Origin of the sequence: Paraplanobispora siamensis (assembly GCF_016863175.1) — a bacterium.
GTDB lineage: Bacteria > Actinomycetota > Actinomycetes > Streptosporangiales > Streptosporangiaceae > Planobispora > Planobispora siamensis.
The window spans coordinates 84,667-109,263 of sequence record NZ_BOOJ01000037.1; the positions used below are offsets into that span (position 1 = coordinate 84,667).

24 protein-coding genes and 1 pseudogene are annotated in these 24,597 nt (G+C 73.5%); 11 read left to right on the forward strand and 14 right to left on the reverse strand.

Translation table 11 applies throughout. The features are described 5' to 3' along the window. Positions 1–3 precede the first annotated feature (3 nt). The 4 genes from Psi01_RS23445 to Psi01_RS23460 all read right to left on the reverse strand — a co-directional run bounded on the left by Psi01_RS23445 (position 4) and on the right by Psi01_RS23460 (position 4,421). Entirely contained in the window at positions 4–1,161 is a 1,158-nt protein-coding gene (locus Psi01_RS23445; RefSeq protein ID WP_204066227.1) for a hypothetical protein, read from the reverse strand. After that, the gene (locus Psi01_RS23450; protein ID WP_204066228.1) at positions 1,158–1,481 is read right to left on the reverse strand and encodes a sigma factor-like helix-turn-helix DNA-binding protein; all 324 of its coding nucleotides are present in this window, start codon (positions 1,479–1,481) and stop codon (positions 1,158–1,160) included. Before Psi01_RS23450 ends, Psi01_RS23445 begins: the two co-directional genes overlap by 4 nt. 145 nt (positions 1,482–1,626) lie before the next feature. After that, the gene (locus tag Psi01_RS23455) at positions 1,627–3,591 is read right to left on the reverse strand and encodes an FtsX-like permease family protein (protein WP_239127954.1); all 1,965 of its coding nucleotides are present in this window, start codon (positions 3,589–3,591) and stop codon (positions 1,627–1,629) included. Next, complete coding sequence (locus Psi01_RS23460; protein ID WP_204066229.1) at positions 3,588–4,421, reverse strand: ABC transporter ATP-binding protein; 834 nt, start codon at positions 4,419–4,421, stop codon at positions 3,588–3,590. Before Psi01_RS23460 ends, Psi01_RS23455 begins: the two co-directional genes overlap by 4 nt. Positions 4,422–4,543: 122 nt before the next feature. On the opposite strand from Psi01_RS23460, the gene Psi01_RS23465 reads away from it, so the two are divergent. Together Psi01_RS23465 and Psi01_RS23470 are read left to right on the forward strand one after the other, a co-directional pair. Then, positions 4,544–5,197 carry a response regulator gene (locus Psi01_RS23465; protein WP_204066230.1) on the forward strand — a complete coding sequence of 218 codons (654 nt, stop codon included), beginning with the start codon at positions 4,544–4,546 and terminating at the stop codon, positions 5,195–5,197. Positions 5,198–5,263: 66 nt separating this feature from the next. Beyond that, positions 5,264–5,941 carry a DUF4328 domain-containing protein gene (locus Psi01_RS23470; RefSeq protein WP_204066231.1) on the forward strand — a complete coding sequence of 226 codons (678 nt, stop codon included), beginning with the start codon at positions 5,264–5,266 and terminating at the stop codon, positions 5,939–5,941. Between the two features lie 69 nt (positions 5,942–6,010). Here the strand turns inward: Psi01_RS23470 and Psi01_RS23475 are convergent, their stop codons facing one another. Both Psi01_RS23475 and Psi01_RS23480 read right to left on the reverse strand, forming a co-directional pair. Continuing rightward, positions 6,011–6,280, reverse strand: a complete 270-nt coding sequence (locus Psi01_RS23475) for a DUF6504 family protein (RefSeq protein WP_203878002.1) — start codon at positions 6,278–6,280, stop codon at positions 6,011–6,013. Positions 6,281–6,355: 75 nt separating this feature from the next. Continuing rightward, entirely contained in the window at positions 6,356–7,111 is a 756-nt protein-coding gene (locus tag Psi01_RS23480; protein WP_204066232.1) for a GntR family transcriptional regulator, read from the reverse strand. Between the two features lie 210 nt (positions 7,112–7,321). Here Psi01_RS23480 and Psi01_RS23485 point away from each other — a divergent pair, with 210 nt between their 5' ends. The 7 genes from Psi01_RS23485 to Psi01_RS23515 all read left to right on the forward strand — a co-directional run bounded on the left by Psi01_RS23485 (position 7,322) and on the right by Psi01_RS23515 (position 15,299). Then, positions 7,322–8,488: an ABC transporter substrate-binding protein gene (locus Psi01_RS23485; protein WP_204066233.1), complete on the forward strand. Its 1,167-nt coding sequence runs from the start codon at positions 7,322–7,324 to the stop codon at positions 8,486–8,488. After that, positions 8,485–9,384, forward strand: coding sequence for an ABC transporter permease (locus Psi01_RS23490; RefSeq protein ID WP_239127955.1), 900 nt, complete (start codon positions 8,485–8,487; stop codon positions 9,382–9,384). The genes Psi01_RS23485 and Psi01_RS23490 overlap by 4 nt, the downstream gene beginning before the upstream one ends. Then, positions 9,372–10,259, forward strand: a complete 888-nt coding sequence (locus Psi01_RS23495) for an ABC transporter permease (RefSeq protein WP_204066234.1) — start codon at positions 9,372–9,374, stop codon at positions 10,257–10,259. The genes Psi01_RS23490 and Psi01_RS23495 overlap by 13 nt, the downstream gene beginning before the upstream one ends. Next, positions 10,256–11,605, forward strand: coding sequence for an ATP-binding cassette domain-containing protein (locus Psi01_RS23500; protein ID WP_239127956.1), 1,350 nt, complete (start codon positions 10,256–10,258; stop codon positions 11,603–11,605). Before Psi01_RS23495 ends, Psi01_RS23500 begins: the two co-directional genes overlap by 4 nt. Beyond that, the gene (locus Psi01_RS23505; protein ID WP_275424590.1) at positions 11,602–12,297 is read left to right on the forward strand and encodes an HAD family hydrolase; all 696 of its coding nucleotides are present in this window, start codon (positions 11,602–11,604) and stop codon (positions 12,295–12,297) included. Before Psi01_RS23500 ends, Psi01_RS23505 begins: the two co-directional genes overlap by 4 nt. A 40-nt stretch (positions 12,298–12,337) precedes the next feature. Beyond that, positions 12,338–14,269 carry a serine/threonine protein kinase gene (locus Psi01_RS43465; RefSeq protein WP_239127957.1) on the forward strand — a complete coding sequence of 644 codons (1,932 nt, stop codon included), beginning with the start codon at positions 12,338–12,340 and terminating at the stop codon, positions 14,267–14,269. A gap of 70 nt (positions 14,270–14,339) precedes the next feature. Continuing rightward, positions 14,340–15,299: a quinone oxidoreductase family protein gene (locus Psi01_RS23515; RefSeq protein ID WP_204066236.1), complete on the forward strand. Its 960-nt coding sequence runs from the start codon at positions 14,340–14,342 to the stop codon at positions 15,297–15,299. 56 nt (positions 15,300–15,355) lie between these two features. Here Psi01_RS23515 and Psi01_RS23520 read toward each other — a convergent pair whose 3' ends face one another. Further along, a complete protein-coding gene (locus Psi01_RS23520; RefSeq protein WP_204066237.1) occupies positions 15,356–15,982 on the reverse strand; it encodes a winged helix-turn-helix domain-containing protein in 627 nt (208 codons plus the stop codon). Between Psi01_RS23520 and Psi01_RS23525 the strand changes: the two are divergent. Next, positions 15,981–17,177, forward strand: a pseudogene (locus Psi01_RS23525) (MFS transporter); the annotation flags it as partial. The gene Psi01_RS23520 and the pseudogene Psi01_RS23525 overlap by 2 nt on opposite strands. A gap of 114 nt (positions 17,178–17,291) precedes the next feature. On the opposite strand, the gene Psi01_RS23530 reads toward Psi01_RS23525, so the two are convergent. From Psi01_RS23530 to Psi01_RS23545, 4 genes are all read right to left on the reverse strand, one after another. Continuing rightward, positions 17,292–18,395, reverse strand: coding sequence for a PucR family transcriptional regulator (locus Psi01_RS23530; RefSeq protein ID WP_239127958.1), 1,104 nt, complete (start codon positions 18,393–18,395; stop codon positions 17,292–17,294). Between the two features lie 23 nt (positions 18,396–18,418). After that, positions 18,419–19,219, reverse strand: a complete 801-nt coding sequence (locus tag Psi01_RS23535) for a DUF2705 family protein (RefSeq protein WP_204066238.1) — start codon at positions 19,217–19,219, stop codon at positions 18,419–18,421. Beyond that, on the reverse strand, positions 19,188–20,114 hold the full coding sequence (locus Psi01_RS23540) for an ABC transporter ATP-binding protein (protein ID WP_204066239.1): 927 nt from the start codon (positions 20,112–20,114) through the stop codon (positions 19,188–19,190). The genes Psi01_RS23535 and Psi01_RS23540 overlap by 32 nt, the downstream gene beginning before the upstream one ends. 133 nt (positions 20,115–20,247) lie before the next feature. Next, positions 20,248–21,120 (reverse strand): haloalkane dehalogenase, encoded by an 873-nt coding sequence (locus Psi01_RS23545; RefSeq protein ID WP_204066240.1) that lies wholly within the window; start codon positions 21,118–21,120, stop codon positions 20,248–20,250. A gap of 96 nt (positions 21,121–21,216) precedes the next feature. Here Psi01_RS23545 and Psi01_RS23550 point away from each other — a divergent pair, with 96 nt between their 5' ends. Next, positions 21,217–21,720: a MarR family winged helix-turn-helix transcriptional regulator gene (locus Psi01_RS23550; protein WP_239127959.1), complete on the forward strand. Its 504-nt coding sequence runs from the start codon at positions 21,217–21,219 to the stop codon at positions 21,718–21,720. Positions 21,721–21,749: 29 nt separating this feature from the next. Here the strand turns inward: Psi01_RS23550 and Psi01_RS23555 are convergent, their stop codons facing one another. From Psi01_RS23555 to Psi01_RS23565, 3 genes are all read right to left on the reverse strand, one after another. Then, positions 21,750–21,953, reverse strand: a complete 204-nt coding sequence (locus Psi01_RS23555) for an SHOCT domain-containing protein (protein WP_204066241.1) — start codon at positions 21,951–21,953, stop codon at positions 21,750–21,752. Between the two features lie 8 nt (positions 21,954–21,961). Then, positions 21,962–23,521, reverse strand: coding sequence for a cobyric acid synthase (locus Psi01_RS23560; RefSeq protein WP_204066242.1), 1,560 nt, complete (start codon positions 23,519–23,521; stop codon positions 21,962–21,964). A 129-nt stretch (positions 23,522–23,650) separates the two neighbouring features. Continuing rightward, a complete protein-coding gene (locus Psi01_RS23565) occupies positions 23,651–24,595 on the reverse strand; it encodes a cobalamin biosynthesis protein (RefSeq protein WP_275424591.1) in 945 nt (314 codons plus the stop codon). Positions 24,596–24,597: the final 2 nt, after the last annotated feature.

Genomic DNA, 24,597 nt, shown 5'->3' on the forward strand with positions numbered 1-24,597 from the left:
CGGTCACCCCGCCCCGGGGCGGTCGCCGGGGGCGCCGACCCAGCCGGAGGACTCGTAGGCGACCTTGAACCCCTTGCGGAAGGGGATGTGCACGCTGCGGTCCGCGCTCCGGGCCTCCTCGTCCGGGCCGTGGTACTCGAAGGCCAGCAGGCGCGCCCCCGACTCGTCGACGACCAGCCGGACGTCACCGCTGCCCGTGGTGATCGCCGAGCCGGTACGGCCGAGCGGATCGGTGGCGCCCCGCTCCAGGACGAGTCCCGGCTGGGCGGCGAGGATCCGCAGCGTCGCGGCGCGCGTGGCCGGGGAGGCCGGGGACGACAGCAGGTAACGGACGGCGCCGAACACGAAGTCCGGGAAGGGGCCGTCCCGGTGGACCGAGCGCAGCCACCGCTCCAGCCCCTCGGCGTCGCCGGGCAGCCGCCGGACCTCCTCCATCGTCAGCGACGCGGAGCCGACCCCCCACCTCAGGGACATCCGGGAGAAGTCCCGCCTGCCGGGCGCGGGCCACAGGGCCGGGGAGCCCTTCCTGCGCCACGCGGCCTCGTCGCCCTCGTCGGCGAAGGTGACCTCGACGTCCTGGTTGAACAGCCCGCGGCCGTCGCGGCCGTCGTACCAGACCTCGTCGGAGTGGGCGACGACCGCGCCGGAGGCCACCGGCTCGAAGGTCCGGGTCCGCTCGAACCAGTAGCGGCCCCGCGCCCCGGTCTCGGCGGCCACCCGCTCGGCCCCCGCCAGCAGGAGCGAGCGGGCGTCGAGCACCACGGCGGGCTCGGCGGACGAGCCGGGCGAGCCGGGCGCGTCGGAGGAACCGGGAGAGGCGTGCGCGACCTGCCCCGAGGGTCCGGTGGACCGGCCCTCGCCGGGCCCGCCGGGCATCGCCGTACCGGTCAGGGCCGCCGGGACGGTCACGGCAGCGACCAGCCCCGCGGTGACCGTGCCCGCCAGGGCCAGCCGCGCCCCCACCGGCAGGCGTGCTCCCACCGGCAGGCGTGCTCCCATCGGCGGGCGCGTCCCCGGCAGCAGAGCGCGGAGCCGCAGCGCGGTACGGCCCGGCCGGGGTGTGGCGAAGGCGCGGGCGAGGTCGGCCTCGCGCCGGCGCCGGTAGCTCTCCTCCAGGACATGATCGGGGCGCAGGCCCGCGATCAGCTCGTCGTTCGTCATCTCTGCTCCTGCAGGGTCGTCCGGGTGAGGCTCAGCGCGTCGGCCAGGCGCCGCCGCGCGCGGTGCAGGCGCACCGTGAACGCGCGGGCCGAGCAGCCCGCGACCTGGGCGGCCTCGGCCGGGCCCAGGCCGTACCAGCTGGCCAGGATCACCGCCTCGGCCTCGTGTTCGGGGAGCGTGGCGAGCGCCTCCAGGGCCGCCCGCCGTTCGGAGACCTGGTCGGCCACGTCGCCCTCCTGGGCCAGCACCGCCAGCCGCTCGGCGGAGGTCGCCCACTGCCGCCGGCGGTCGTGGTGCTTGCGCAGCAGGTTGCGGGCCACGCCCAGCAGCCAGGGCAGCGGCCGCTCCGGTAATACCGGTCGTACAGCGCGGTGAACCGCGCTTCGGGATCGTCCACGCCCAGTAGTCCCTCGACGGAGCCCTCGATCACCGGTCCGGACGAGAAAATTCTTCCGGACCGGATCCTCAGTCCGGGCGCGGGGCCGGGTTGGCGGTGACCGACCGCAGCAGCGGGGCGCTCGCGGCGCCCGCGCCGGCCACCCCGGCGAAGCCGAGGACCACGCAGGCCAGCAGGACGGTCAGCCCGCTGACGTTCATCGCCGAGAAGGAGAACGGCACCGCGCAGAACATCCCGACCACGATGGAGCCGCCGCCCATGACCGCCAGCGGGACGAGCGTCTCGGCGCGGCGGGCCCGGTTGAGGACCTCCAGCGGGGTGCCCGCCAGGCGGAGCAGGGCGTAGGTCTGCCTGCGGTCGAGGACCGAGGAGGCCGCGGTGATGCCGGCGCTGACGATCGCGACCAGGAACGAGACGGTGAGCACGACGACGGTGCCGGTGCCGACGTCCTCCAGCAGCAGGACGCCGAAGAGCTCCTCGTCGGCCTCGGAGGTGGCCCCGCGGCCGGGGACCATCCCGTCGAGCGCGGTCCTGGCCCGGTCGATCACCGCCTCGTCCACCCGCGCCGCCTCGGTGACGGTGACGGCGAGCGTCCTGTCCCCGCCCTTGCCCGTGACCTCCACCCGGGCCGGGACGCCCGCCGCCGACAGGCGTTCCCGCGCCTCTCCGGTCAGCTGCGACACCTGGGCCGCGGGGACGGTGAGGCGCAGGGTGGTGGCGTCGGCGTCGCCGAGCAGGCCGCTCCCCGGGCTCAGGAGCCCGATGAACCCGGCCACGAACCCGGTCATGGCCACGCCGCTCACGGTCCGCCAGGCCGCCCTGGGGTCGTCGATCAGGCGGCGCCCGGCCAGCAGGCGGGCGGGCCGTCGGGCCGTGCGGGCGGTGATCCTGCCGATCAGCCCGACCACCCAGGGGCCGGTCAGGTTGATGGCCAGGAAGGCCAGGCCGAGCACGACCGCGACCACTCCGGCCGCGGTGCCGGCGCCGAGCGTGGGCACCACGGCCAGGACGGCCAGCAGCGCGAGGACCCGCACGACCCGCATGGCCGGCGGGGTCTCCCGCCTGGCCACGCCCAGCGGGCTGACCACCACCCGGCGCAGGCCGACCACGGCGGACAGGCCCACCAGCAGCGGCACGGCCACCAGGACGGCCATGGTGTACGGCACGCCCGGCCACAGGTCGGCGGCGAACCAGGAACCGCCCGCGATCTCGATCCCGCCCAGCAGCGGAGTGAGCAGGCCGTACAGCGCCACGCCCGCGACCGCGCCGGCCGCAGCGGTGATCACCGCCTCGGCGACGGTCATCAGGACCACCTGGCCGGGTGTGGCGCCGACCAGCCGGAGCGCGGCCAGCCGCTGGTCGCGCCGGGCCACGGTGAGCCGGGCCGCCGCGCCCCCGAACACCAGCAGCGGCACGGCCATGAGCACGGTCGCGATCAGCGCGAGCGCCTGGTAGGCCTGCGCGTCACCGGTGGGCTCGCCGGTGAAGCCGGCCACCCGCGTCGGCGCGGTCCCGGTCAGCGGGTCCTGCGCGGCCTTGACGGTCATGACCGGGGAGCCCGGCTCCTGACCGCGGACCGCGACCAGCTCGCCGGGGTGGACCAGCGCCTCGTCCCCGACGGTCCCCCCGATCTTCTCCGGGAACCGGTCGGCGAGCTCCCCGGCCGGCAACTCCCGGACGAGCTCCGCCAGCGCCGGGGAGAACCAGACCTCCCCCGGCGCCGGGAAGCGCTCCAGGCCGGGCGGCGGGGCCGCCGCGGGCTTCAGCGCGGCGACGTCCACGACGGTGACGCCCCGATCGCGCACGTAATCCCTGCGCACGGCCTGGACGGCCACGGCGTCCGCGTCCGCCGCGACCGGGTTGCGCCACGCCTCCCGCTCGGCCCGCCCCTGGAAGGCCAGGTTGGCCGAGACGGCGAAGAGCAGCAGCGCGGTGGAGACGGCCACCGCCACCGCGGTCAGCCCCGCGCCCAGCAGGCCGCCGCGGCCCCCGCCGCGCAGCAGCCGCCAGCTCAGTCCCAGCAGGCCGGTCATCCGTTCACCCCGGGCAGGATCCGGGTGGCGGTCCCGTCGGCCCCGGAGACCCCGGAGACCCCGGAGTCGCCGAAGTCGCCGAAGTCGCCGAAGTCGCCGAAGTCGCCGGAGTCGCCGTACCCGCCGGCCCCGTGCCCACCGGGCGGCAGGGGAGCGCCGTACCCGGCGGATGCGAGCACCTGCCCGTCGCGGACCTCGACCGTGCGGTCGCACCAGCGGGCCACCTGCGGGTCGTGGGTCACCACCACCAGCGAGGCGTCGTTGCCCCGGGTCGCCTCCACCAGCAGCCGCATCGTGTCGTGGCCGGTGGCCTGGTCGAGCGCGCCGGTCGGCTCGTCGGCGAAGACCACCGCGGGCCGGGTGGCCAGCGCGCGGGCGATCGCCACCCGCTGGGCCTGGCCGCCGGACAGCTCCCCGGGCCGCCGCCCCTCCATCCCGCCCAGGCCGAGCGGGCCGAACCACTCGCGGGCGCGCCGTACGGCGTCCCCCCGTGACACCCCGCCGAGCATGAGCGGCAGCGCGACGTTCTCCTCGGCCGGGAGCTCGGGCAGGAGCTGGCCGAACTGGAACACGAACCCGAAGCGGGTACGGCGCAGCGCACTGCGCTCCCGCTCCCGCATCGTGTCGATGCGCTGCCCGAGCAGGTGGACCTCGCCACCGTCGGGCTTCATGATCCCCGCCAGGCAGTGCAGCAGGGTCGACTTCCCCGACCCGCTCGGCCCCATGATGGCCACGGCCTCGCCGCGGCCGACCCGCAGCGCCACGCCTCCCAGTGCCACGGTCGCGCCGAACCGCTTCACCAGATCGAATCCCTCAAGGACAGCAGTCATGGTGACGACCATCTCTCGCCGGGACATATCGGTGGATCGGCCGCGCGTCCCATCTGCGCGCGGGAGCATCGGCCGAACGGCCGATGGCCTGGTACGACCCGGTTGCTGGCAGAATCGATCACGTGACGATTCGGGTGCTCATCGCCGACGACCAGGAACTCGTGCGGACAGGATTCAAGATGATCCTGGACGCCCAGCCGGACATGGAGGTCGTGGCGACGGCCGCCGACGGCGCCGAGGCGGTCGAACACGCACGGCGGCTACGGCCCGACGTGTGCCTGCTCGACATCCGGATGCCCCGCCTCGACGGGCTGGAGGCCACCAGGATCCTGGCCGGGCCGGGGACCGCCGACCCGCTGCGGGTGGTCATCGTCACGACCTTCGACCTGGACGAGTACGTCTACGGGGCGCTGCGCGCCGGGGCCACCGGCTTCCTGCTCAAGGACAGCGGGCCGACGCTGCTGATCGAGGCCATCCGCGCCGCGGCGGCCGGGGACGCACTGGTGTCGCCGTCGGTGACCGTGCGGCTGCTCGAACACCTGGCCCGCCCCGCCCCCGGGGCCGGGGCCCGCCCGCCCGCCGAGCCGCTGACGGAGCGGGAGCTCGACGTGGTCCGGCTGGTGGCCAGGGGGAGGACGAACCAGGAGGTCGCCGCGGAGCTGTTCGTGTCGCTCTCCACGGTCAAGACCCACCTGGGAAGCGTCCAGGCAAAGCTCGGGGCAAGGAACCGTGTGGAGATCGCCGCATGGGCGTGGGAGTCCGGCGTGGTGAGTTGATTGGCGGAGGTCCCGGCGGGATAGAAGAAGGTCAGGTCCTTCAGCGCATGCCGGGGGGAGCTTCACATGCGCCACGCGTCGTCCCCGCGCAAACAGCCGGTCACGGCCGTCTACGCGACTCTCGCCGCCCAGGTGGCCGCGACCGCGGCACTCGTCGTGTTCGAGCACGCCCGCGGATCACGCCTCGCGCGTGAGGTGTCGGCCTTCAGCGGCGACACCCACGCTCCCGGCGCGCAGGCCCTGATCGGCGCGGCCACCGTCTTCGCCATCCTGATCATCGCGGTGACCGTGACCACGGCCGCCGCGGTCGCCGTCTATCTGGTCTGGCTGACCCGGACCTGGCGGACCGCCGGCCCCCCGGGCCTGCCCGTGCGACGGCTCCTGGCGGGCTGGCTGGTGCCGCCGCTGAACCTCGTCGCCCCGCCGATATTGCTGGACCGTCTCTGGCGGGCCTCGCACCCGCCCGCCGGACGCCGCGGCCCGTGGCTGGCGCTGCTGACGGCCTGGTGGCTGAGCTGCCTGGCGCTGCTCGTCATGATCGCGCGCCGGGCGCTGCCCGGCTCGCCGGCGGAGGCGGGCCTGACCGGTCTCGGCCCGGCCGAGCTGGCCGCGGTGGCCATGGCGTGCCTGCTGTGCGCGACGACGGTCAGGCAGATCAGCGGGGCCCAGGCCGAGGCCCGCCACCGGCGCCGGGCGTCGTCCCGGGCCACCCGCCCCACCACGCCCCAGGCCGCCACGAACTGATCGGCGCCCCTGTCCGACCGACGTCCCCGAATCGATCGGCGCTCCCGGACCCGTACCGCCACGCGTCGTTCAGCGCTCCCAGGCCCGCACCAGCAGCCAGCCGGAGCCCGCGGTGTCGAAGCGCAGCTCGTAGGTGCCGAGCTTGCGGCCGGGGCTGGCCTCGACGCGCCAGAAGCGGCGCTCACCGGGGTCGTCGTCGCTCGTCTTCCACCACTCGCGGGCCACCACCCAGTGATCGACCACCCGGCGCACGGCGTAGAGCCGGTCGTGCCAGACGAACTGGATCGGCACCCCGTCACGGGTCCAGACCTCGATCGGGTCGCCGTAGAGTCTGCTCAAGACGGTTCTTCCCCCCGCGGCTGTCGGATGAGCACCCGGGGGAAGACGGGTCTGTGCAGAGTCGAACATACGTTCTTACGATGACGGGCGCAAGTCCCCCACCTGCCGGACGAGCGGGTTGGCGTCCACCGAGTTGCGGATGCTGAACGTCACGCTGCCCGCGCGGTAGCGGTCGTCGGACCACTCGACCGGACGGCCCTCGGGGGTGGTGGTGACCCGGCGCTGGCGCAGCAGCGGGCTGCCCCGCCGCACCGACAGCAGCCGCGCGTCCTCGGTGCCCGCCGCGACCGCGTCGATGAGGTGCTCGCCGTAGGCGAAGACCAGGCCGACGCTCTCGTAGAGCGCCTGCGTGACGGACTCGCAGTCGGCGGGCAGGCTCTCCACGGCCGGGGCGATCCACCCGGCGTAGACCGTGCGCTCCAGCAGCACCGGCTCGCCTTCGAGCGAGCGCACCCGCAGCACCCGCAGCACGGCGTCCCCCGGCTGCAGCGCCAGCCGGGTCGCCTCGGTCACGTCCGCCGCCCGGCGGCGCTGCTCCAGCACCAGGCCGGTGACCCGGTGGCCCGTCGACCGCGCCCACTGGGCGAAGCTGTGCAGCTCGGCGAAGCTCTGGCTGCGCTCACGCCCCAGCACGATGCGCCGGGCGCCCTGCCGGGAGCCGACCAGTCCCTCGGCGGCGAGCACGGCGACCGCCTGGCGGACGGTCCCGCGGGAGGCGGCGAACCGGACGGCGAGCTCGGCCTCGGAGGGCAGCTGCGCGCCCACGTCGTAGTCCCCTCGCATGATCGCCTCGCGCAGCTCTCCGGCGATCCCCGCATACCGGGCAGTCATGGCTCCCTCGCTGTGCACACCGGCCGGCCGGTCCCGCCTCCACAGTAGGCAATGATCGATCACCCACAAAGCGCGGGTTCTCGCATTCCGCCGGCGTACTCCGAGCGTTCATCCGGCGGAAACCGCACAACGGTGCACTGGGCCTAGCTTGTTTGAACAAGTTCGCCTACTTTCATGACATATCGCGCGACACCCCCGCTGGGAGACACCGTGATCGCATCCCGAATCCGTTCCGCAGGCCTGGCCGCGTTCCTCCTGGCAGGGGTCGCGGCGTGCGGGGCCGCACCGACCGCCACCTCCTCCCCCGCCGCCTCCGGCAGTGGCTCCGCAGCCGGCGTCGACGCCAGGGCCGCCACCTCCGCCGCCGACTTCGGCGGGATGGAGCAGCTCGTCGCGGCGGCGAAGAAGGAGGGCAAGCTCCACGTCATCGCCCTGCCGCACGACTGGGCCAACTACGGCAAGATCATCGAAGCCTTCAAGGCGAAGTACGGCATCGAGATCGAGGAGGAGACCCCCGACGCCTCCAGCGCCGACGAGATCAACGCGGTCAAGACCCGCAAGGGCCAGGACCGCGCCCCCGACGTGCTCGACATCGGCCAGTCCTTCGCGATCAGCGGCGCGGCCGAGGGCCTGTTCGCGCCCTACAAGGTGCAGACCTGGGACAAGATCCCGGAGAACCAGAAGGAGCCGGGCGGCCTCTGGTACAACGACTACGGCGGCTACGTCTCGATCGGCTGCGACGCCAAGAAGATCGCCAAGTGCCCGGAGACCTTCAAGGACCTGCTCAAGCCCGAGTACAAGGGCAAGGTCGCGCTGAACGGCAACCCGACGCAGTCCGGCTCGGCCTTCGGCGGCGTCTACGCGGCGGCCCTGGCCAACGGCGGCTCCTTCGACGACATCCAGCCCGGCCTGGACTTCTTCAAGAAGCTGAAGGAGGTGGGCAACTTCAACCCGGTGGAGACCACCCCGGCCACCATCGAGAAGGGCGAGACCCAGATCAGCATCGACTGGGACTACAACAACGCCGCCTACGGGCCCGTGATGGCCGGCAAGGGCATCGACTGGAAGACCGTCGTCCCGACCGACGGCAAGTACTTCCAGCTCTACGCCCAGGCGATCAACAAGGACGCCCCGCACCCGGCCGCCGCCCGCCTGTGGCAGGAGTTCCTCTACAGCCCCGAGGGCCAGAACCTCTATCTCGGCGGGTTCGCCCGCCCGGTGCTGCTGCCGGCCATGCTGGCCGACGGCACGGTGGACAAGGCCGCCGCGGCCAACCTGCCCCCGGTCGAGGGTGAGCCCACCTTCCCGACCGAGGAGCAGATCAACAAGGCCAAGGAGGTCCTGGCCACCGGCTGGGGCGCCGCGGTCGGCGGATGATGGTCTCGATCACCGGAGACGCGGGTGAGCCGGCCGCCGCACCCCGCGGCGGCCGCGCCCGGACCGGCAGCTGGCCGGCGGCCGTGCCCCTGCTCGCCTTCACGGCCCTGGCCTTCGGGATCCCGGCGGTCGCGCTGGTGCTCGGCGCCTTCACCGTCCGGGACCCGCAGACCAGGACCTCCGCCTTCAGCACCTCGAACCTGGTCGAGAGCCTGCAGGGCAACTATCTGGCCACCCTGGTCAGCAGCGTGCAGCTGTCGGCCGTGGTGGCCCTGCTCGGCGCGGTGCTGGGGGCCTTCCTCGCCCAGGCGGTGGTCACCTCCCGGTTCCGGTCGCTGCGCGAGTCGGTGCTGACCGCCTCCGGCGTGCTGGCCAACTTCGGCGGCGTGCCGCTGGCGTTCACCTGGGTCGCCACGCTGGGCAACTCGGGCGTGCTGACCCAGGCGCTCGGGCTGGGCGAGTACGGCTGGAGCCTGTACACCTTCTGGGGCCTGGTCGTGGTCTACATGTACTTCTCCATCCCGCTGATGGTGCTGGTCATGGTGCCCGCGATGGACGGGCTGAAGCCGCAGTGGCGGGAGGCGGCCGGCAACAGCGGCGCCACCGCCTGGCAGTACTGGCGGCACGTCGGCATCCCGGTGCTGGCGCCCGCGCTGCTGGGCGGCACGGTCCTGCTGTTCGGCAGCGCGTTCGCCGCCTACGCCACCGCCAGGGCGATGGTGGGCAGCACGGTCCCGCTGGTCACCCTGCAGATCGCCGACGCGCTCACCGGCGACGTGCTGATCGGCCACGAGAACATCGCGCTCGCGCTGAGCCTCGACATGATCGTGGTCGCGGCTCTGGTGATGGCGGTCTACCTGCCGCTGCAGAGGAGGAGCAGCCGATGGCTGCGGTGACCCCGATCCTGCCCACCGGGACGGCCGATCCCGCGGCCCCCGCCCCGGCCTCGTCCCCGTCCTCGCGCCCGCGCAGGATGCGCCTGTGGCGCGGCGTGGTGCTGGGCGCCGCGGCGGTCTACTTCCTGGTCCCGATGGCCGCCTCGTTCTGGTTCACCGTCCACAGCGAGCAGCGGGGCTTCTCCCTGGCCACCTACGGGGAGATCCTCACCGCCGAGGGCTTCGCGACGAGCATGCTGCTGTCCCTGGCCCTGGCCGCGGCCACGATCGTGGTGGTGCTGGCGCTCACCCTGCCCGCGCTGCTGGCCGTACGGCTCGGCGCGTCCGGGCTGCGACCGGTGCTGGAGGTGATCTGCACGATCCCGCTGGTCGTGCCTCCGATCACCTTCGTGACCGGGATCAGCACCGTGCTGCGCTGGGGGCCGGACTATCTGGCCACCACGCCGTTCTGGGCGACGCTGATCGCGATCCAGGACGAGACGTTCCCCGTGGTGCTCGTGCTGGCCTACGTGGTGCTGGCCCTGCCGTTCGTCTACCGGTCGCTGGACGCGGGGCTGCGCGCGATCGACGTGCGCACGCTCGTGGAGGCGGCCCGCAACCTGGGCGCCTCGTGGCCGCACGTGATGTTCCGGGTGATCATCCCCAACCTGCGCTCCGCCATCGCCAGCGCCTCGTTCCTCGCTCTCGCTCTGGTGCTCGGCGAGTACACCGTCGCCGCGCTCCTGGGCTATCAGACCTTCCCGGTCTGGATCGTCACGATCTCCGGAGCGAACGGCCGGCTGTCGGTGGCCGTCTCCATCCTCAGCCTGCTGATCACCTGGTTGCTGCTGCTGATCCTGTCCGGCGCGGGCGCCAAGCGAAAGGACTCACAATGAAGACCTCCGGCGTCGAGTTCCGGGGACTGCGCCGGGTGTTCGGCCGTACGGTCGCCCTGGACGGGCTGGACCTCGCCATCGAGCCCGGCGAGTTCATGGCGCTGCTCGGCCCGTCCGGATGCGGCAAGACCACGGCGCTGCGTTGCGTGGCTGGCTTCGAGCACCCCGACGCGGGGGCCGTGCTGATCGACGGCAAGGACATCACCCGCCTGCCGGCCAACCGCAGGGACGCGGGCATGGTCTTCCAGTCCTACTCGCTGTTCCCCAACCTGAACGCCCGCGACAACGTGGCCTTCGGCCTGCGGGTGCGCAAGGTGCCCGCCGCCCGGCGGCACGCCCGCGCGGCCGAGCTGCTGGAGCTGGTCGGCCTGCCCGAGCACGGCGGGCGCTACCCGCACGAGCTGTCCGGCGGCCAGCAGCAGCGCGTCGCCCTGGCCAGGGCGCTGGCGCTGGAGCCGCGCGTGCTGCTGCTCGACGAGCCGCTGTCGGCGCTGGACGCCAAGGTCCGCGTCACGCTGCGGGAGGAGATCCGGCGGCTCCAGCTCGACCTCGGCATCACCACGATCTTCGTGACGCACGACCAGGAGGAGGCGCTGTCCATCGCCGACCGGGTCGCGGTGCTCCGTGACGGGCGGCTGGAGCAGGTCGGCCCGCCCGCCGAGGTGTACGACCGGCCCGCGACGCCGTTCGTGGCGGAGTTCGTCGGCACGATGAACCACATCCCCGGCCGGCTGTCCACCGGTTCCGGCACGTCCGGCGTCTCTGAAGGCTCGGGAACCTCGGCAACCTCGGGAACCTCTGGAGCCGAGGTCACGGTCCTGGGCCGGCCCATGCCCGTGGACGGCCCGGTGCCGGGCAGCCCCGAGGTGGACGTGCTGGTCCGCCCCGAGGCGGTGATCGTCACCCCCGAGCCCGACGGCCGGGCCCTCGTGGTGGCCTCCTCCTTCCGCGGCTCCTCCGCCCGCCTCCGCGTCCGCCTCGGCGACGCCCCGGACGACCTGGAGATCCTCGCCGACGTCCCGGGCCACGACGCGGTACGGCTCGCCCCCGGCACCCAGGTGACCGTCACCCTCGTCCAGCGCCCCGTCCTCGTCTCCCCCCGCTCCACCCCCGCTGTCCACCCCGCTTCCCCCGACCCGGCCGCCACCCCTCCCACCTCCCCGGACTCCACCGCCTCCCCGGCCGTTCCGTCCACTTCCCAGGACCCGGCCGCCACTCCGCCTGCTCCCTCTCCGGAGGCCGCTCCCACCCTCACCGCCACCCCGGCCACCTCCTCCGACGGTGCCGGTACGGCGGGCACCACCGCGGAGGCGACCGGCGCCGCCGTACGGCGAGACGGGCGGTGAGCCTCCGGGCCGTCCTGTTCGACATGGATGGAACGCTCGTGGACACCGAGGGCCTGTGGTGGGAGGCGTGTGTGACGGTCGCCGCGGAACTGGGCCTGGAGCTGGACGACTCGGACAGCGCCGACGTGTTCGGCCGGCTGGTCGAGCACGTCGCCGCCCATCTCGTCCGGCGCTCCCGGACCGGGACGGGTAGACCCGCTCAGGAGGCGGTCGCCGTACGTCTCGCCGACGAGTTCGCCGGGCGCGTCGCGGGCGGGGTGACCCCTCTTCCGGGCGCGCTGCGGCTGCTGGACGATCTCGGCGCCGCCGGTGTGCCGATCGCCCTGGTCAGCGCCTCCCCCCGGCGGGTCGTGGACATCGTGCTGCGCACCGTCGGAGCCGACCGCTTCCGTCTCGTGGTCGCCGCGGAGGACACCGAGCGCGGCAAGCCCCGGCCCGATCCCTACCTGAAGGCCGCCGCCGGGCTGGGCGCCGAACCGTTCCGCTGCGTGGCCGTGGAGGACAGCCCGACCGGCATCGCGGCGGCCGGGGCCGCCGGGTGCCGCGTGATCGCGGTCCCCCCGGGCGGGACCGCGTCCACGACGTCTCCTGACGGGGCGGCGCCGTACGGCGTGCTGACCGTGGACAGCCTGGAACAGGTGGATCTGCCGATGCTGAGGATGCTGGCCACCGGTCAGATCTCGGTAGGCTGAGCCACCACCCAGGCGACGGTAAATGCGGTTAGGTAATACGGTGAACAACCTCAGTCCAGGCGAACCCCTCCAGATCGGGCATTACCGTGTGCTCAGCCGGCTGGGCCGGGGCGGCATGGGCACCGTCTACCTCGGCCAGGCGCCCGACGGGCAGCGGGTCGCCATCAAGGTGATCAATCCCGAGTACACCCAGCACGAGCAGTTCCGCATGCGCTTCCGCCGGGAGGCCGACGCCGCGCGGCGGGTCCGGCGGTTCTGCACCGCGGCCGTGCTGGACGCCGCCCTGGACGGCGAGCAGCTCTACGTGGTCACCGAGTTCGTGCCCGGTCCCAACCTGGAGGAGGCCGTACGCTCCGACGGGCCGCTGCGCGGATCCAGCCTCGACGCGCTCGCGGTCGGCGTGGCCACCGCGCTGACCGCGATCCACGGCGCCGGGATCGTCCACCGCGACCTCAAGCCGTCCAACGTGCTGCTCTCCCCGGTCGGCCCGCGGGTGATCGACTTCGGCATCGCCCGCGCCCTCGACACGCTCAGCGGGGTGACCGGGACCGGCGAGGTCATCGGCACCCCGCGCTACATGGCGCCGGAGGTGCTGCGCGGAGAGCCGGTCTCCCCCGCCTGCGACGTGTTCTCCTGGGGCTGCCTGGTGGCCTTCGCCGCGAGCGGCCGGGCGCCGTTCGGCGGGGAGGCCCTGCACGCGGTGCTCTACCAGGTGCTCAACACCGAGCCCGTCCTGGAGGGCCTGGAGCCGGGCCTGCGCGAGCTGGTCGGCTACGCCATGTCCAAGGACCCCGGCCAGCGTCCCACCGCCCAGCAGCTCCTGGACCACCTGGTCGGCCGCTCGGCCGCCCCGGAGCAGGCCGCCCACTCGGTGCAGACGGTGTGGCAGCAGAGCCCGCCCACCCTGCACTCGACCGCGCAGTGGACGGCGGGCGCGCCCGCCGGATCCCCGGGACACACCGTCCCCGCCGGACCCGCCGCGCACCCCGGCCACACCGTCCCCGGCGCACCGCCCACCCAGCCCGGGTACGCCCCACCGGCCGGGCCGCCCGCCCACACCGTCCCCGCCGCCCACCTCGGTCAGAGCGGCCAGACCGGCCCGTTCGGGCAGCCCGACCCGCACGGGCGGACCGGGCCCGCCTCCGCCTGGCCCCAGGGCGACACGCGGGCCTCCGGCCCCGGGCCCCGCGACGGAGCCCCGGCCGCGTCCGTCAGGCGCAAGAAGCTGATCGCCGGGGCGGTCGCCGCCGCCGTGGTAGCGGTGGCCGGCGGCGTCGGCGGCTACGTCGCGCTCAGGTCCGGCGGGCCGCCGGACGACCTCGCCCTGCTCTACCAGGACGACTTCATCCAGAGCGGCACCGGCTGGGGCGGCGGCGGATACGACCCGGCGACCAGCAAGTACGGCTACGCGCCCCAGGGCTACTACGCCGTCGACGTCACCGGCGACGACCCCGTCCGCCGGGAGACCGCGCCGATCCCCTTCGTGGTCGCCCCTCCCGCCACCCCGGACCCCTCGGCCACGCCGACCCCGGTCATCCCCGACCGGCTGCTGCTGGGGGTCTCCCTCGGGGTCCGCAACGGCAGCAGCGGCGTCGGCGAGTCCGGACTGTTCTGCCGCGGCGACGACGACTACAAGGCCACCCGTTACGAGTTCCTGGTCGACACCACCGGCAAGGCCCGCATCCGCAGGACCGTCAAGAGCGCCGGCGGCGACCTCGGCGAGCCCGTCCAGCTCGATCTGCCCAAGGGCGAGCCCGTCCGGCTGCAGGCCGAGTGCAGCGGCAACGGCGACGGCGTGCGGCTCACCATGTGGGTCAACGGGGAGCAGACGCACTCCCTGCTGGACTCCAACCCGCTGCCCGCCGGCGAGGTCGGCATGATCGCCCGGGTCGGCGAGAACAGCGGGGCCGTGCTCAAGGCCTCGTTCGACAATTTCACGATGCACGGCCCCGCCTCAGCCAAGAAGCCGTAGGAGGAACAAGGATGATCGGCTTCGGGTTGGGGAGGATCGAAGCACCCGTCCGAGCGAAGGAGTCAGCGCGATGCACGCCATAGTCGTCTCCGCCACCGGTGGTCCCGAGGTCCTCACCTACCAGGAGTGCCCGGAGCCGGAGCTGAACCCGGGCGACGTGCTGGTCGACGTCGCCGCCAGCGGCGTGAACTTCATCGACGTCTACCACCGGATGGGCCGATATCCGCTCTCGCTGCCGTTCACCCCCGGCAACGAGGGAGCGGGGACGGTCGCCGCCGTCGGCGAGGACGTGCAGGGGCTGTCCGTCGGCGACAAGGTGGCCTGGGCGAACGTGACGGGCAGCTACGCGGAGAAGGTCGTCGTACCGGCCTCCCACCTGCTCGCCGTGCCCGACGGGGTCGCGCCCGAGGTCGCCGCGGCCGTCACCCTGCAGGGACTCACCGCGCACTACCTGACCCACTCGGTGCACGAGGTGAAGGCGGGCGACGACGTGCTGGTGCACGCCGCCGCCGGCGGCATGGGCCTGCTGCTCACCCAGATCGCCAAGCTCAGGGGCGCCCGGGTGATCGGCACGGTCTCCACCGAGGAGAAGGAGGAGCTGGCCCGCCAGGCGGGCGCCGACGAGGTCCTGCGCTACAAGGGCTTCGCCGACGCGGTGCGCGACCTGACCGGCTCCGGCGTGCACGTCGTCTACGACGGCGTGGGCGCGAGCACCTTCGACGAGAGCCTCGCCTCCCTGCGCCCGCGCGGCATGATGGCCCTGTACGGCCAGGCCAGCGGTCCCGTCCCGCCGGTCGACCCGCAGGTCCTGGCCAGGGGCGGCTCGCTGTTCCTGACCCGTCCCTCCCTCGGCGCCTACATCGCCACCCGCGAGGAGCTGGCCTGGCGCGCCTCCGACATCTACGGCTGGCTGGCCGACGGCAGGCTCAGGGTGCACATCTCCCGCCGCTATCCCCTGGCCGAGGCCTCCCGGGCCCACGAGGACCTCGAGGCCCGCCGTACCACCGGAAAACTCCTGCTCGTCCCCTGACCTCCCATCTCAGGCTCCGTACGGCCGCCGCCCCCGCCCGGGGCTGCGGCCGTACGTCATTCCGAGGGGTCCGGGGCGCCGAGACCGACCGGGAAGGCGTCGAAGGCGACGATGACCCGTGCGGTGCCCGGCGTGCTCTCCTCCCGGTCCTTCACCCGGTCGCGGTGGGCCTCGATCACCCGGGAGACCTCCCGGACGAGATCGGCGAGCTCGTCCCGGGTGAGGCGCATGACGGTGTGCGAGTTGAGGGTGGCCGTGACCCATTCGCGCGGGGCGTGCCGCGACTCCTCAAGCCAGCGGCCGAGTTCGGCGCTCCGCTGCCGGAGCAGGTCGGCGAGCAGGAGCTCCGCCGCCTGCGCCGTGTCGGGGTCGCGGCGGAAGCGGTCCCCGTCGAATCCGAACGAGGAGGCGCGCCACCAGCGCTCCTTCCCCTTCCCCCGGCCGGGAGCGTCCTCGATGAGGCCGTGGCGGGCCAGCTGGCGCAGATGGTAGCTGGTCGAACCGGTGCTCTCCCCGCTCTTGGCGGCGAGCTGGGTCGCGGTCGAGGGGCCGTCCAGCTCCAGCAGTTCCAGCAGGCGGAGCCGGATCGGGTGGGCGAGCCCCTTGAGCGCGGAGGCGTCGAGCTCGCGGGTCGAGTGCCGGACGACCGGTGAGTCACCCGGCTCGGGGGTCTTGTCATCCATGGTTTGCAGCCATATCTTTGCAAAGAGAGTTTTGCACACTTTCCTTTACACGCTACCGGAGGTACCTGTGCCCGGGCGATCCTTCCGCTGGTTGTGGGCCTCCTCGGGCCTGTCCAACACCGCCGACGGCGTCGTGCTCATGGGAGTGCCCCTGATCGCGGTGACGCTGACCCGCTCGCCGCTCCTGGTCTCCCTGGTCACCGCGGCGGTGACGCTCCCCTGGCTGCTGTTCTCCCTGCACGCGGGGGTCTTCGCCGACCGGTGCGACCGGCGCCGGATGATGGTCGCGGCCGTCTGGGCCCGGGCGGGCGTGCTGGCCGTACTGGCTCTGACGGCCTGGCTGGGGATGCTGAACCTGCCCGTGCTGCTGGCCGGGGTCCTGCTGCTCGGCGCGGGCGAGGTCTTCGCCGACAGCGCGGCGCAGGCGGTGGTGCCGATGACCATGCCGCGCGAGCGGCTCACCGACGCCAACGGCAGGCTCGTCGCCACGGAGACGGTCGGCAACAACTTCCTCGGCGCCCCGCTCGCCGGGATCCTGATCGGGCTCGGCGCCACGCTCGGGATCACCGCCACACTCGGGGCTCCCGCCCTGCTGTACGCGGCGGCGGGCCTCGCCCTGCTCGGCATGCGCGGGCGTTTCCGCCTCCAGACTCCCTCCTCGGGCCCGCTCCGCGCCGACATCGCCCGGGGGTTGCGCTTCCTGTGGGGGCACCGCGTCCTGCGGAGCCTGACCGTGTTCGGAGGGGTGTTCAACTTCGCGAACGACGCCTATTTCGCGGTCTTCGTCCTGTGGGTGGTCGGCGAGGAGTCGCGGGTGAGGCTCACCCCCAGCGGGTACGGCCTCCTGGCGGTGGCGCTCGCCCTCGGTGCGATCGCTGGCTCGCTGGCCGCCGGACGGCTGGCCCGGCGCGCGGGCCAGGCCGGGACGCTGGTCGCGGTCAACCTGGTCAACGCCCTGCTGCTGCTCGTCCCGGTCCTCGTCCCCACCGTCGCCGCCATCGGCGTGACGGCCGTGCTCCTCGGCGCGACCAACGCCGTCTCCAACGTCCTGCTGGTCTCGCTGCGCCAGCGGCTCGTGCCCGAGCGGCTGATGGGCCGGGTCCACGCGACCGTCCGCCTGATCGGCATGGGGGCCAGGCCTCTGGGCGCGGCGGCCGGCGGGGTCCTCGCCGCGGTCGCCGGGCTGCCCGCCGTGTTCTGCGCCGCCGCGGGCCTGTGCGTCCTGACCATCCTCCTGGTCTCAAGGACCGTCACGGCCCGCGCGGTGGCCGCCGCCGAGGCGGAGGCCGAGTCCGGGAGCGGGGCGGTGTCAGATGCGGGGGTGGGAGGCGAGGGGCTGGGCGGGCCAGTCGAGGAGACGCGCGCCCAGCACGGCGGTCTCCAGGGTGAAGCGCTGGGTGGGGTCGTCGGGGGAGAATCCGGTGAGCCGGCGGATGCGCTCCAGCCGATAGGTCACCGCCCGGGTGCTGACGCCTAACTTGCGTGCGGCCGCCGTCTGGTTCCCCTGCGCGGCGAAGACGGCCTCCAGCGTGGCGAGCAGCGGCTCCGGACCGCCCCGCGCCTCCAGCAGCGGGCTCAGCACGGTCGTGACCAGGTCGTCGATGGCCTCCCGGTCGCGTAACAGCACCGGGAAGACCAGCAGGTCGGCGGCCTTGAGCACGGGTGCGCGCAGGCCCAGCCGGTCGCCCAGCTCGATCGCGTTGCCGGCCTCACGATAGGAGCTGACCACCCCGCCGGGCCCCCGGTGCGGGCGCCCCACCCCGACCCGCCAGCCCGGCTCCATGGCCTGCCGCACGTGATGTGTGAACTCCCCGGTCGCCGCGCCGAGGCCGCCCGGCGCCACGCAGACCATCATCCCGTCCCGGACGGCGACCAGCACGTTGTGCGACCCGAACCGGGTGATCATCGCCTGCTCGATCCGCCGCACCGTCGGGTCCCCGTCCCCTCGCAGGGCCGTACCGGCCGGGCGGGCGACCGCGACCACGTAGGACTCGGCGAGCCGGAGCCCGAAGTGCGCGGCGCGTTCGGCCAGCCGGTCCGAGCGGCCCTGGAGAAGGTCGTCCACGAACTCCCTGCGGGCCGCCTCCTCCTGGCGGACGGCCAGCCGCTGGGCGTTCTCGTAGCCCTCCATGAGGGCGGAGACCGCGCGCCGCAGTATCGGCAGCAGCGCCGTACCGGCGGCCCGGCCCGGCCCGTTCCGCTCCGCCGGCTCGGCCATCGCCAGTGCGGCGTCGATGAGGTCCCGCAGCGGCACACCCAGCTCGGCGGCCCGCGCCCCCGCCGTCCGGTAGGCGTCGAGCGCCTCGCGGCCGGGCAGCCGCCCGGTGGCGGCCGCCTCGTCCAGCACGCGAAGGTGCCCGCCGAGCAGGTCGGCGGGCACCTTCATCACCGCTGTCCCTTCGCCCGATCGCATGCCGGCTCCTGCGATCTCGTCCATCAGACTCCCACGTCGCGCCGATCGAAGGCGAGGACCGCGGTGATCAGCAGCACGACGGTCGCGCCGGCCAGCACGAGGTAGTCCCCCACGGGGAACCCCTGGTAGAGCGGCTTGCCGTCCAGGTAGTAGTGGAAGGGCGAGAGCCAGCGAAGCCAGGAGATCCAGTCCACGTTCCTGCCCATGGTCTCCACGATGTAGCCGCCGACCGCGACCACGCCGACGACCGCCATCGCCGTCCCCTTACGCCCGGTGGCCGCGCCGACCGCCAGCGCCAGCACGCCGAAGAACAGCCCGAGCAGGAAGACCCCGGTGTGCGCGGCGAGGATCCGGTCGGCGGGGACGTCCATGTCGGAGACGATCGACAGCACCCAGACGAGCAGGAACGTGGCCGCCGCGACGGCGAGCAGGCCGAGTGCGAGGGCGACGAAGCGCTCGAAGACCAGCCGCCTGCGGTCGATCGGGAGCGTGACGGTCAGCTCCAGCGTGCCCGCCTCCTCCGGCTGGGCGATCGCCCGGTTGCCCAGGAGCATCGCGCACACCACGAACAGCATCGGCCCGAACAGCTGGTAGACCACGCTGCTCAGGTAGCCGGCCCCGGAGGTGAAGTCCTGCAGACCGCCCAGCAGGTCGCGCAGCGCGCCCGGATACTTCTCCAGCGCCTGCTTGCCGTAGATGTCCTTGTTCTGGGAGATGTTCGGATAGATCGACAGGTAGAGCGTGAAGAACGCCCCGATGCCGATCGTCCAGCGGATCAGCGACCTGCGGTAGTCACGCAGGCTCTTGGACACCAGCGCGGGCATGACGTCCCTCCTCCTCGCTCTCGCTGTAGTAGGTCAGGAAGATCTCTTCCAGGTCGGGTTCGGCGCTGACCAGGTGCACCACGGTGAACCGCGCCGCCGCCTTGATCAGCGCGTCCGGGCGGCCGTCGATCGTGCAGCGCACGCCGGCCCCCTCCACCCTCAGGTCCCGCACGCCGGGCAGGTCCTCGAAGGCCTCGCGCGGCACGGGCGCGTCGAAGTGGAGCTCCACCCGGCGCACCGCCTTCTCCCGCAGGGCCGCGATGTCCTCGACCGCGACCAGCCGGCCGCTCCGGACGATGCCGACCCGGTCGGAGACGTGCTCCACCTCGGCCAGCACGTGGGAGGACATCAGCACGGTCCGCCCGCTGCTGCGCACCTCGCGGACCATGGCGAGGAACTCCTGCTGGACCAGCGGGTCCAGTCCGCTCGTCGGCTCGTCCAGGATCAGGAACTCCGGCTCGTGCATGAACGCCTGGATCAGCCCGACCTTCTGCTTGTTGCCCTTGGAGAGCTTGCCCATCGGCACCGACAGGTCGGCCTCCAGCCGCTCGGCGAGCGCCGTGATCCGCTCCCCGGGTACGCCGCCGCGGGCGCGTCCCAGGAAGCCGAGGTATTCGCTCGCCTTCTCCCGGCCCTCCAGGGCCAGCTCTCCGGGCAGGTAACCGATCCGGCCGCGCACGGCCGGATCGCGGGGGTCCATGCCCAGCACGCTCATCCGGCCCCGGGTGGGGCGGATCACGTCGAGCAGGAGCCTGATGGTCGTCGTCTTGCCCGCGCCGTTCGGGCCCAGATACCCGAACACCTCTCCCGGCCGGATCTCCAGATCGAGGTCCTCGAGCCCCCGGCGCTTACCGTAGAACTTGGTCAGTCCCTCGGTCTCCACTACCGCTGTCATGCTCCCGATCGTGCCCCCGCACCGATCACCGGGACCATGACCCGATCACAACACTTCCCCGCTTCTTCGTTTCCCGCTTCCGGAAACGACCCGGGATGACCGGAACAGCCGGGGTATCCGGGGCGTCCGGGACTCAGTGGAGTTTGCGGCGCTCGATCCAGGCGACGATCGCCGCGGCGATCTCTTCGGGCCGGTCCTCCGGCGCGTGGTGGCCGGCCGGGCCGCAGTGCTCGATCTCCAGGGCGGCGATGTTCGCCGCGCACCAGGCGGCCATCTCCTCCCCGATGAGCAGGGTCGGCGCGGAGTCGAAGGTGAGCAGCAGCTTGGGGACGTCGTCGCTGCCCGCCAGCCACGCGCCGTAGCCCTCGATCCGGCGGGCCACGTCGGCGGGCTCCCCGTCGAGCGGCAACGATCGCGCCCACTGCAGCAGGGGGCGGCGGCTGTCTCGGGTGGGGTACGGCGCCAGATAGGGGGCCATCTCCTGCGGGTTCAGCGCCGTCAGCACACCGCCGGTGAACGCGGTCTCCACCAGGAAGTTCCGGTCGAGCACCAGCGCCTCCCCCTCCGGTCCGCGGATCCTCTCACCCCGGGAGCGCGGCCCCTCGCCCAGTTCACTCCAGCTCATCGGCCGGACGAAGGTCTCCATGAAGGCCACGCCGCGAACCCGCCCGGGATGCCGGGCCGCCCAGTCGAAGGCCAGCGCCCCGCCCCAGTCGTGGCCGACCAGGATCACCTCCTCCAGGCCGAGCGCGTCGAACCAGGCGTCGAGATAGCGGGCGTGGTCGTCGAAGCGGTAGCCGAGGGCGGGCTTGCCCGAGCGGCCCATGCCGATCAGGTCGGGGGCCAGCACCCGGCCGGGCCCGCCGACGCGGGGCAGCACGTTCCGCCACAGGTACGAGGAGGCGGGGTTGCCGTGCAGGAAGACCACCGGAGTCCCGTGCTCCTGCCTGCTCCTCTCTATCTCCTCGTAGTACATCGTCGAATCGAGCACATCGATGGTCGGCATCGGGTCGCCCGTCCAATCCGTTTGTCCAACTAACGTTTGTGGCACTAACGAATCTAAATCGTTAGGACGGCTAACGCAAGGGATAAGATCGACGGCATGGACGACAGTGCCACCGACATGCCGCACACCGGCGACGACCAGGCCACCCCCGCCCGGCTGCGGACCCTGCCGAGCAGACTGCTGGGAATGGCGGCGGCGCACGCCGAACGGCTGGTGAGCAGGAAGCTGGCCGAGGAGGACGCGCGCAGGTGGCACTACGCCGTGCTCGTCACACTCCGGGAGTCCGGCCCGGCCAGCCAGGCGACGCTGAGCCGCCGCACCGGCATCTACCGCAGCGACCTGGTCGCCGTGATCAACGAACTGGCCGACCGCGGCCTCATCGAGCGGGCACCCGACCCCGCCGACCGCCGCCGCAACGTCATCACCGTGACCCCCGAGGGCCGCAGCATGCTGACCCGGCTCGACGCCCTCCTGGACTCCCTCCACGAGGACCTGCTCGCCCCGCTGACCGGCCCCGAACGCGAGCAGCTGGTCGACCTCCTGACCCGCCTGGTCGACCACCACTCACACCAGGCACCCCCCGGTGACCGGCACGCCTGAGGCGTGCCTCTCCCTGGTCGTGCCCGCTCCTACCAGTCCTGGGAGAGACCGGACATGCGGCGGAGGTATTCGTCCTCGTCGATCTCGCCTGCGGCGTAGCGACGCCGGAGGATCTCGCGGGGGTCGTCGGGCGCGGGCAGGGCGGAGGAGCGCCTCCTGGCGGTGTGGACCATGAGGGCGACGCCGAGCACCACCGCGGCGATCACGGCGATGACGAAGAGGACCAGAACCATCCGGGTGATCATCGTTCACCGTCCATATCACCATTGTGCGAGAAATTCGGCGCTCCGGGGAGGGAACCGCCCGGCGGCAGCATCGGAAGACCCCGCGGGGCTCCGCCGTCCAGGAGGCGGAGCAGGGCGTCGGTGTCCACGTGCTGCTCGATCAGGTCGCCGAGGGCGTCCAGGCGCTCCTCGCGCAGCGCGGCGAAGCCGGTCCCCGGCGCGGGGGTGAAGTCCCGGCCGGAGGCGGCGGCCACCTCGGTCAGGAAGGCCCGCCGGAAGTCGTCGTTCTCCAGGGCCCCGTGCCAGGTCGTCCCCCATACGGTGCCCGACCGGCAGCCGTCCAGGAAGGGAGTGCCTCCCTCGACGGTCACCACCCCGTGGTGGATCTCATAAGCGGCCACGTGACAGCCGTACGCGCTGCCGGCCGGGCGGCCCAGCGTCTTCTCCCTGGCGAACTCCACCGTGGCGGGCAGCAGCCCGAGTCCTTCGACCCGCCCGGCGCCCGACTCGACCTCGTCGTGGATGGTCCGGGCGAGCATCTGGTAGCCGCCGCAGATGCCCAGCACGACCCGGCCTGGCAGCGCGTCGGCCAGGCCGGTGGCGCGCAGCCAGGCCAGGTCCGAGACCGTGGCGCGGGAGCCGGGCAGGACCACCAGGTCGGCGTCGTCGAGCTCGGCCGGGGAGGTCACGAAACGCACGACCACGCCGGGCTCGGAGGCCAGGGCGTCGACGTCGGTGAAGTTGGAGATGCGCGGCAGCCGGACCACCGCCACCCTCAGGGTCTGCCTGCCGTACGGCGTGCGCGCGGCGGACGCGGGCCGGTTGTCGAGGGCCAGGGAGTCCTCGACGTCGAGCCAGATGCCCTCCAGCCAGGGCAGCACGCCGTACACCTCGCGACCGCTCAGCTTCCTGATCATGTCGAGGCCGGGTTCGAGGAGCTCGCGCGCGCCCCGGAACTTGTTGATCACGAACCCGGCGATGAGCGCCTGGTCGGCCGGCTCCAGCAGGGCCACCGTCCCGTACAGCGAGGCGAAGACCCCGCCCCGGTCGATGTCGCCGACCACGATGACCGGCAGGTCTGCCGCCCGGGCCAGGCCCATGTTCGCGATGTCGCCCCGGCGCAGGTTGATCTCCGCCGGGCTGCCCGCGCCCTCGCAGACCACCACGTCGTAGCGGGACCGCAGCCGCTCCAGCGCCTCGACGGCGATGTCCCGGAGGCGGTCCTTGACCTGCCAGTACTCCATCGCGTCGACGTCGGCCAGCGGCCTTCCCATGACCACCACCTGGCTGCGCCGGTCGCTGCCCGGCTTGAGCAGGATGGGGTTCATGTCGGCGCTGGGCTCCAGCCAGCACGCGGCGGCCTGCATCGCCTGGGCCCGGCCGATCTCGGCGCCGTCGGCGGTGACGAAGGAGTTCAGCGACATGTTCTGCGCCTTGTACGGCGCGACCTTCACGCCCTGGCGGGCCAGCCACCGGCAGATGCCGGCGGTGACGATGCTCTTGCCCGCGTCGGAGGTGGTCCCGGCGACAAGGAGAGAACCGGTCACCCCCGCCGCGCCGCCCGTTGTGCCTGCCATGACCGCCTTCCCCGCCGATGCCGGGCCCGTACGCCACGGGGGTTCCCGGGCGTCGCGGCACCGCCGTCGGTCCGCACCGCGCGAAGGTCGGCCTCGCAGGGCGGAGGTCGGCTTCGCGGAGCGGAGGGATCACCCGCGGAGCGCGGCGAGGACGGCGAGTCCCGCAGCGGCGAACCCTACCGCGCGCGCCAGCCGTACCGAACGCCGGATGTCCCTCGCCGACGGTTTCGGCCCGTCGCCCAGCTCCGGCCGGTGCTCCACCCGGTTGCCGTAGACGTTCGTCCCGCCGAGGGTGACATCCAGCGCCCCGGCGAAGGCCGCCTCGCACCGGCCCGCGTTGGGGCTGGGGTGACGGTGGCCATCCCGGAGGAGTACGGCCGCCGCCCGCCGTACCGAGCCCCCGGCGACCGGGGCGGCCAGGACCGCCAGCACCCCGGTGAGCCGGGCCGGGACGGCGTTGGCGACGTCGTCGAGCCGCGCCGCGGCCCAGCCGAAGCGCTCGTAGCGGGCGTTGCGGTGGCCGATCATGGCGTCCAGCGTGTTGACCGCCCGGTAGGCCAGCAGCCCCGGCACCCCGGCGACCGCGCCCCACAGCAGCGGCGCCACCACGGCGTCGGAGGTGTTCTCGGCGATCGACTCGACCGTCGCCCTGGCCAGCTCCGGCTCGTGCAGGTTCGAGGGGTCCCGGCCGCACAGGTGCGACAGCCGCCCGCGCGCCCCGGCCAGGTCGCCGTCCTCCAGGAAGGCCGCCATGGCCGCGCCCTCGCGCCCGAGCGTCGTCCCGCCGAGCACCGCCCAGGTCGCCACGGCGCTCACCGCGCCCCGGGCCAGCGGATCGCGCACCCGGCCGGCGGCCGCGCCGAGCAGCGCCACGGACCCGACGCAGACGGCGACGTGGACGACCCCGTCGGCCCGGGCGTCGCCGTACAGCCGCCTCTCCAGCGCGGCGGCGGCCCGGCCGAACAGCGCGACCGGATGTCCGCGTCGCGGGTCGGCGAGTACCGCGTCGAGGACGACCCCGGCGAGCATCCCGAGGGCATGGGCCCCGGCGGAGGTCTTCGCCGCTCGTGACACGT

Bases quoted from the DNA above. Each gene is read 5' to 3' on its own strand.
- Psi01_RS23445 (WP_204066227.1), bottom strand. From the start codon at position 1,161: ATGACGAACGACGAGCTGATCGCGGGCCTGCGCCCCGATCATGTCCTG.
- Psi01_RS23455 (WP_239127954.1), bottom strand. From the start codon at position 3,591: ATGACCGGCCTGCTGGGACTGAGCTGGCGGCTGCTGCGCGGCGGGGGC.
- Psi01_RS23460 (WP_204066229.1), bottom strand. From the start codon at position 4,421: ATGACTGCTGTCCTTGAGGGATTCGATCTGGTGAAGCGGTTCGGCGCG.
- Psi01_RS23470 (WP_204066231.1), top strand. From the start codon at position 5,264: ATGCGCCACGCGTCGTCCCCGCGCAAACAGCCGGTCACGGCCGTCTAC.
- Psi01_RS23480 (WP_204066232.1), bottom strand. From the start codon at position 7,111: ATGACTGCCCGGTATGCGGGGATCGCCGGAGAGCTGCGCGAGGCGATC.
- Psi01_RS23490 (WP_239127955.1), top strand. From the start codon at position 8,485: ATGATGGTCTCGATCACCGGAGACGCGGGTGAGCCGGCCGCCGCACCC.
- Psi01_RS23495 (WP_204066234.1), top strand. From the start codon at position 9,372: ATGGCTGCGGTGACCCCGATCCTGCCCACCGGGACGGCCGATCCCGCG.
- Psi01_RS23500 (WP_239127956.1), top strand. From the start codon at position 10,256: ATGAAGACCTCCGGCGTCGAGTTCCGGGGACTGCGCCGGGTGTTCGGC.
- Psi01_RS23515 (WP_204066236.1), top strand. From the start codon at position 14,340: ATGCACGCCATAGTCGTCTCCGCCACCGGTGGTCCCGAGGTCCTCACC.
- Psi01_RS23520 (WP_204066237.1), bottom strand. From the start codon at position 15,982: ATGGATGACAAGACCCCCGAGCCGGGTGACTCACCGGTCGTCCGGCAC.
- Psi01_RS23530 (WP_239127958.1), bottom strand. From the start codon at position 18,395: ATGCGATCGGGCGAAGGGACAGCGGTGATGAAGGTGCCCGCCGACCTG.
- Psi01_RS23535 (WP_204066238.1), bottom strand. From the start codon at position 19,219: ATGCCCGCGCTGGTGTCCAAGAGCCTGCGTGACTACCGCAGGTCGCTG.
- Psi01_RS23540 (WP_204066239.1), bottom strand. From the start codon at position 20,114: ATGACAGCGGTAGTGGAGACCGAGGGACTGACCAAGTTCTACGGTAAG.
- Psi01_RS23545 (WP_204066240.1), bottom strand. From the start codon at position 21,120: ATGCCGACCATCGATGTGCTCGATTCGACGATGTACTACGAGGAGATA.
- Psi01_RS23550 (WP_239127959.1), top strand. From the start codon at position 21,217: ATGGACGACAGTGCCACCGACATGCCGCACACCGGCGACGACCAGGCC.
- Psi01_RS23555 (WP_204066241.1), bottom strand. From the start codon at position 21,953: ATGGTTCTGGTCCTCTTCGTCATCGCCGTGATCGCCGCGGTGGTGCTC.
- Psi01_RS23560 (WP_204066242.1), bottom strand. From the start codon at position 23,521: ATGGCAGGCACAACGGGCGGCGCGGCGGGGGTGACCGGTTCTCTCCTT.